This is a genomic window from Corallococcus sicarius (genome assembly GCF_003611735.1).
GTDB lineage: Bacteria > Myxococcota > Myxococcia > Myxococcales > Myxococcaceae > Corallococcus > Corallococcus sicarius.
Genome location: NZ_RAWG01000421.1, coordinates 1 through 6,648, shown reverse-complemented (window position 1 = coordinate 6,648; position 6,648 = coordinate 1). Strand labels below are relative to the sequence as shown.

At 67.6% G+C, this 6,648-nt stretch carries 7 protein-coding genes; 2 read left to right on the top strand and 5 right to left on the bottom strand.

The genetic code is table 11. The features are described 5' to 3' along the window. The first annotated feature begins 122 nt into the window (after positions 1-122). Together D7X12_RS37555 and D7X12_RS37550 are read left to right on the top strand one after the other, a co-directional pair. Positions 123-767: a hemerythrin domain-containing protein gene (locus D7X12_RS37555; protein ID WP_120629998.1), complete on the top strand. Its 645-nt coding sequence runs from the start codon at positions 123-125 to the stop codon at positions 765-767. Positions 768-895: 128 nt separating this feature from the next. Beyond that, positions 896-1,648 carry an SIMPL domain-containing protein gene (locus D7X12_RS37550; protein ID WP_120629997.1) on the top strand — a complete coding sequence of 251 codons (753 nt, stop codon included), beginning with the start codon at positions 896-898 and terminating at the stop codon, positions 1,646-1,648. Positions 1,649-1,744: 96 nt separating this feature from the next. Here D7X12_RS37550 and D7X12_RS37545 read toward each other — a convergent pair whose 3' ends face one another. The 5 genes from D7X12_RS37545 to D7X12_RS37525 form a co-directional block, all read right to left on the bottom strand. After that, a complete protein-coding gene (locus D7X12_RS37545) occupies positions 1,745-2,932 on the bottom strand; it encodes a tyrosine-type recombinase/integrase (protein WP_120629996.1) in 1,188 nt (395 codons plus the stop codon). Continuing rightward, entirely contained in the window at positions 2,929-3,150 is a 222-nt protein-coding gene (locus D7X12_RS37540) for a helix-turn-helix domain-containing protein (protein WP_120629995.1), read from the bottom strand. The genes D7X12_RS37545 and D7X12_RS37540 overlap by 4 nt, the downstream gene beginning before the upstream one ends. Beyond that, positions 3,147-4,682: a primase-helicase family protein gene (locus tag D7X12_RS37535; RefSeq protein WP_120629994.1), complete on the bottom strand. Its 1,536-nt coding sequence runs from the start codon at positions 4,680-4,682 to the stop codon at positions 3,147-3,149. The genes D7X12_RS37540 and D7X12_RS37535 overlap by 4 nt, the downstream gene beginning before the upstream one ends. Then, on the bottom strand, positions 4,679-5,710 hold the full coding sequence (locus tag D7X12_RS37530) for a hypothetical protein (protein WP_120629993.1): 1,032 nt from the start codon (positions 5,708-5,710) through the stop codon (positions 4,679-4,681). The genes D7X12_RS37535 and D7X12_RS37530 overlap by 4 nt, the downstream gene beginning before the upstream one ends. 263 nt (positions 5,711-5,973) lie before the next feature. Then, positions 5,974-6,261: a hypothetical protein gene (locus D7X12_RS37525; RefSeq protein ID WP_208719538.1), complete on the bottom strand. Its 288-nt coding sequence runs from the start codon at positions 6,259-6,261 to the stop codon at positions 5,974-5,976. Positions 6,262-6,648 lie beyond the last annotated feature (387 nt).

The window sequence follows — 6,648 nt, the reverse complement described above, 5'->3', positions numbered from 1 at the left end:
GGGCACGGGCGGGACTCCATCCCCACCATTCGGAGCGTGCCGCGCTGCGCCAGGGAGAAGGACTCCCGGGCATTCGGGAGGGGGGAGGCGCGGGCCCCCGAATGAGGGAAGGGAGACGGCCGATGGATGCCATCACACTGCTGAAGGCGGACCACAAGACGGTGGAGCAGTTGTTCCGCAAGTTCGAGAAGTCGGGGGACCACGCGCTCGCGCACAAGCGCAAGCTGGTGGACGAGATGGTGCGCGAGCTGTCGGTGCACGCGTCCATCGAGGAGCAGGTCTTCTACCCGGCGGTGCGCGCGCGGGCCGACGAACTCTCCGACGACGTGCTGCGCGCGTTGGAGGAGCACCACGTCGTGAAGTGGGTGCTGTCGGAGCTGGACACGATGCCGCCGGACGCGGAGCGCTTCGACGCGAAGGTGCACGTGCTGATGGAGAACGTGCGCGCCCACGTCACCGAGGAGGAGCAGTACCTCTTCCCGGAGGTGCGCAAGGTCTTCAAGCCGCAGGAGTTGAAGCAGGTGGGCGAGGCGCTGGAATTGGCGAAGCGGGCGGCGCCCACGCACCCGCACCCGGCCGCGCCGGACACGCCGCCGGGCAACCTGCTGGCGGGCGCGGTGTCCGCGGTGATGGACATGGGCCGCGACGCCCTGCGCAGCGCGCGGCGCAAGGCGGAGACGCAGGTGCGCAGGGCCACGCGGCGTCCGGCGCGCAAGCCGGAGGTGCCCATGTCCATGGACGCGGGCGGCGAGTCCTTGCCGCACTGATGGAAAAGACCGTCTGGCGCACGACGTCACGGGCCCGGTGAATGTCCGCCGGGCCCGGGTCGTCCTGGAGGCAGGGGGGCTTTCGCGCTAGACGCGGGAGGTTTCCCCGGCCCTTGGAAGGAGGCGCCATGTCCGCCGTTCGCAGGATGTTGTCGACGTTGGTGGTGCTCGCGGGCTTCAGTGCCGCCGCGCAGTCGCAGCCGCAGCCGCCCGGCTCCCCGCAGGCCCGTCCCCCCGTGGATCCCCAGGTGCGCACACTGCGCGTGGAGGGCACCGGCGAGGTGAAGGCGCAGCCGGACGAGGCCTTCATCGACGTGGCGGTGGAGACCTCCGCCCCGAACGCGAAGGCCGCGGGCGAGGAGAACGCGAAGCGGATGGAGAAGGTGTTGGGGGCGCTCACGTCCGCGGGCATCGCGAAGCGCGACCTGCAGACGCGCAACTACAACGTCTACCCGGAGTACACGCCGTCGCCGCCGCAGGGTGGGGAGCCGAAGCTCAAGGGCTACCGCGTGAGCAACCTGGTCAGCGTCCACGTGACGGACCTGTCCAAGGTGGGCGGCCTGTTGGACAAGGCGCTCGCGGCGGGGGCGAACCGGGTGGACTCGGTGCGCTTCGGGCTGAGCCGCCAGGAAGCGGTGCAGGGGGAGGCGCTGCGCCAGGCGGTGGTGCGCGCGCGCAAGTCAGCGGACGTGCTGGCCGCGGCGCTCAACGTGAAGCTGGGCGCGGTGCTGGATGCCAGCACGGTGACGGAAGCGCCGCGCCTGTACCCGGCCACCTTCGCCATGGACATGGCCGAGTCGCGCGCCGCGCCCACCACGCCCATCCAGCCGGAGGAGCAGACGGTGCAGGCGAAGGTGACGCTCATCTTCGCGATCCAGTAGCTACGGCTGTCCCAAGGCCAGCAATCTCAACGGCTTGCCGGGGTGCTGCGTTGTCGGGGGAGTGTCATGTGCCCCCCATGTGCCCCTCTGGCGCGGTCAGGCCAGAGCGGCGCGATTCTGCGAAGCGGGCGCGTCGAGTTGTTGGACGGCGCGCTCCTTCGTCTCCGGGGAGAGGTGGGCGTAGCGCATCGTCATTTCGATGGTGGCGTGTCCCATCAGCTCCTGGATGACCTTGAGCGGGACACCGCGCATGGCGAGGTGGCTGCCGTAGGTGTGGCGGAGGTCGTGCCAACCGATGCGGCCCTGTTCGCGGGTGATGTTCGCCCGCAGCAGGCTGCGCTCCAGCGGTCGCCGCATCAGGCCGTCGGTGAGAGGCTGGCCGTCCTCCTGACAGAACACGTAGGCCCCGCGCAGGTGCCGGTGCTCCTTGAGTGCATCGACCACGGACGCGGGCAGGTCCACCCCTCGCTCGCGGCCACCCTTAGGCAAGCCTTCCTGTCCGTTCGTGCGGGTGCGTCGGACCTGGAGTTTGCCGCGCGGCAAGTCCAGGTCACTCCAATGGATGCCCATCAGCTCGCCCTCGCGGAGGCCCGTCTTGATGGCGACGAGGAGCAGCGCCCTCCACGCGGGTTCGGCGTGGGCGACAAGCCGCTCGGCCTCATCGAAGGTGAGGAAGTCGAAAGCGGGCTTCCGCGTCTTGAGGAGCTTCACGCGAGGGACATGGGCGATGACGCCCTGTTCCTGCGCGAGCGTGAGCAGCTTGTGCAGCACCGTGAGGGTGTTGTTGATGTACCGGGGGCTCATGGGCGGTGGCCCGGAGCCCTTGCGCAAGCGGAGGGCTGCCCGCGAGGGGGCTTCCTTCCGTGCCCGCGCGCCCGAGTGCTTCTTGCGCATGGCGGCCTTGAAGTCCTCGACCTCCGCGAGGCCGATGGCATCCAGCGCCATGCCTCCGAAGAACGGCAGGAGGTGATCCGCCAGAATCTGCCGCTTGCTGAGCAGTGTGGAACCCTTGTTGTTGTTCTCGCTGTACGTGATGAAGCGCGGCTCGAACTCCGCCAGCGTGACGATGCGCTTCTCCGTGGGCTTCTCCTTTCCGAAGGTCCCGGTCAGCAAGGCGTGGCGGACCTGACGCTCGTACTCCTCCGCGCCCCGCCGGGTATTGATGGGCGATGCCTTGCGGACCCGCTCCACCTTCCCGCTGGGGTGCTGGTACTTCACGTCCACCCACCACGCCTCCTGCACCTTTCCCTCCTTCGTCTTCCACTTCCGCAGTCTGACGCTCATCGGTTCTCTCCGAGCGCAGGACCGCCGTTACCCGGCCGCCATGCTAACAGCGCGTCGCGGCGGATGCGGATGGATCGGCCGATGTGGATCACGCCTGGGAGTTGAGTCAGGCGGATCAACTCGTAGAGCGTCTTCCGGTTCACGCGCAGGAGCGCTGCGGCCTCGTCGACCGTCAGGAACTTGGGTGCGCTGAACCCCGCTTCCGTGGGCTTGGTCATCGTGTCGGCCCGCCCCCGTTGGTTGGAGGCACGCGGCCTAGCATTGCCTCGGGGGACGGCTGCGGGTTGTTCGTGCTCGCGACGTGAACACCTCGCGGGCCCGTGAGCGGGACGACCTTCGCCGCTTGCGGTGATGCGTCCTGAGCCGGCTGGTGCCAAGAGGGAAGCCAGCCCCGTGCCCTGTTGTCGCGCTGCTCGGTCCAGCCTGCTGTCTTCAGCGCGGCAAGGAAGGTCCGTTTCTGGGGCGGATGCTTCTGCCCCACCGCGATGCAGAAGCCGCAGACCGCCGCATACAGCGCGTCATTCGAGAACGCCTGGGTCTTGCCCACCTGAGCGCCGCCACGGTGAATCGCTTGGGCCATCGGGCCCGTCGTCGCCCAGTCGCGGAGCTGCGCGTCGGGGTCTGGGCTCTCGCTGAGTTCTCGCAGGAACTGCTCCGTCACCGGCTCGCTGAGTTGCTGAAGCTCCTCGCGGGACGCGTTGACGTGGGGCCGGCGGACCCGTCGCACGTCCACGGCGCGAGTTCCCATGTCATGCGCGAAGGCGGCCACCTGCCGCATGAACTCAGGCGTGAACGCGTCGTCCTCTCCTGGAGCGTGCAGCGATTCCAAGAACTCCCGATGCGTCATGCCCAGGTCCGGGTGCGTGTACTCGGCGGGCTTGGTCCTGTTGTGGAGCACCGTCCAGCGTCGGTCGCCCTCTTCGATTTCGATGGGCTTCGTCCGGTTGGTAGCCGCGAGGAGCCCCGCGCGATTCGTCGCGGACGTCCGGGCAACCCCCTTGCTCTCCAGGAAGACCTCTCCGTCTGTGATGGTCGCCTTGAGCCCGTCGCCGAGTGAGCCCCCGCGCTTATGGTTGTCGAGCAGCTCGTTGGCGAAGATCAGGAGCTTCGTGGCGAAGTGGAAGTTGTAGGGCTTGGCCAGATCCGCCTCTCCAATCTGGACGCAATTGGACGGCCCCAGCAGGTGCGCCAGCACGCGATAGAGCACGTTCTTCCCGGAACCCGGAGGCCCTTGCAGAAGGATGGCGGTGCCCGGCCTGGAGCCCGGATGCTGGACCTTGAAGGCGATCCAGTTGAGCAACCAGTCCAGCCCGGCTTCGTCCTCCGCGAGCCAGAGAAGCACGCGGCGCACGTTGGGCCACGTTCCCGGCACGGGTACGAGCGAAGGGGGCTCCCAGGTGTTGACCGCGAAAGTCCCGTCCTTGCGCACGAGGAGCGCGGGGGCGTGCGGCCGGCACTCCATGGACATGACGCCCACGCAGAGATCCGGAACGTTCGGCGAGGACGCTAGCGGGCTGGCCCCACGTGGCCACGTATCGCGCGGCTCCAATAGCCCGCGCAAAATGAGGTAGTCCTCCGCGGCCTTCTGAGTCAGGAACTCGGGAGCGAAGCCGTGTCCGTCGTGTCGACGTGCAAGGTAGCGCTCCAGCGGAACGATCTTCACCAACGGCAGCTTTGCCACCTGGGCAAGCGCGCTGTCCCTGTCGGCGACGTCAGCCGAAGCGTTACCGGGCTGGATCTCCGCGCTCATCGCTCGCCTCCGTTTTCGAGGCTCGGATTGGCCACCAGTTTCAGAGCCCGGAGCCATCGTGCGTGCTCTGCCTCCTGGTCAGCCTTCCGCTGTCGCTCCCATTGCGTGAGCTTGGCGCGTGCGCCTCGCAACCCACGCAGTGCTTCGCCCCACACGTCGCGCGAGGATTCCAGGTGGGCGAGGGCATCAAGCGAGCGGCGCGCGCATTCGAGGATGCTTTCTGAACTCTCGTCAGGCTTGGCCACCCTGGCCAGCAGCTCGGTCAGCTTGTTGATGCCCAGGTGCCGCTGCCCGTCGAGCATGAGCACTTCGCCCGCGTCCATCTGCGCGAGCACCGTCACCACGTCGGAACGCTTGAAGCGCTGGAGCCGCTTGCGCACGTCACTCGGATTCGCCGCTTGCAAGCCGTCCACCTGCTTTTCATTGGGGCGTTCGGCGTAGCGCGCGAAGGGCTCCCGGAGCAGGGGACCGAACTCGGCCTGCACGTCCAGCGGCTGGCCCTGGTGATGTTCAGGGGCTGGGCGTGGCACTGCGTTGCAGGGATCCCAGCTTGGCAGGTAGTAGAGCCGCGCCACGTCCTTGCAGGATGCATCGGCCTTCAGCGCGGCGTCGGTCATGTCGCCCAGGCCCACGCACTGCATGAGGCGCGGCCACAGACGCTCTGACCAGCGGCTCGGTGAGCCCACGGGAACGGGCTCGCTGAACGGGAAGACGACCCGGTAGCGGATGGGCTTCGCCGTGCGCCCGTAGGAGTGCGTGGGGTAGGCGAGGAACCACAGGCCACGGCGGCGCAGGCTTGTAAGCCACGCCTCAAGCGCGGTCCGGGTCTCACCATCGAAGTCCACGATGCCCAGGGCGACGTGGGAGAAGTTCGCGTTGCGCCGGTAGGGCGTGGGCGTGGGCTGCCCGTCCTTGCCTTCGTAGAGGCCATCAGCGCGGGGTGGGCACGGCCTGGCGGGGATGATGGCGCGGCCGTCCTTCTCCTCGCGCAGGAGCGGATCCACGGCCACCTCCCAGAGCGCGGTCATAAGCTCGGCCAGTGGACCGAACGTCACGACCTCCAGGCCACCGGGCGTGAACCGCGAGTCCGTCAGGCAGACCGCCCAAGATGCGAGCGCGGAGGTTGAAGAACAGCCGGCCGCGATGGCGGATGTGACGGAGCACTCAACGCGTGGGGGCTCCGTCACTGCTCCGTCACCGGGGTTTTCACTCTGCACGTGACGGAGTGACAGAACTTCCTTTTCCTTAGGAGAAGAAGAGAGAGAGGAGAGGGAGAAAAGAGCTGCGTCAGTCACTCCGTCACCGCCTGTTCCGAGGCGGCCGCAGGGCTGACAGCCAGCGTCGCGTCATTGATCTGGGTGAGGGCGTAGACCCGTGGCACCGCTCCCCGAGCGCCCGGCGTGTAGCGGAAGGACTCGCGCACCTTGCCAGCGCACAGAAGGAGGGTGAGCGTCCGACGGATGATCTCCTCTCCCGCGTTGATGCGCTCGCGCAGCTCCTTCACGGTGAGGCCCTTGGTCCCGGCGTCGCCCAACGCCGCGATGACATGAGGGCGGTAATTCTCGACGGTTTCAAACATGGTCGTCCTTCGTTGGCTGTGACTTCGCCCCCCGTAAATGGGTGCGATTTCCGAAGGTGGCCCACGCTCCAATGTTTCCGCAGGGGCCGCGCCGCTCCCTCGCTTGTGACTCGTAGACCTGGGAGATTCAGCGCCACGACCCGTTGCGGTAGGTTCATGGCCCCCCCCGGTTCCGATTTCCGAAGAGTCGACCTGTGAGACCTTGCTCGGCGGTCCCACACGCTCGAAAAATTCTCAGGAAAAATGAGGGGCCTCGTTATCACTACTGTGTCAGGGGGCAGCGAAGGGGAGCGAGCCGTTGAGGGCTGTGCGCTCTGGCCGCCATTGCGTTGTCGTCGCGGCGCCCTACTCATGAAGTAGGTATGGACTCCTTCATGAACGCCGCTG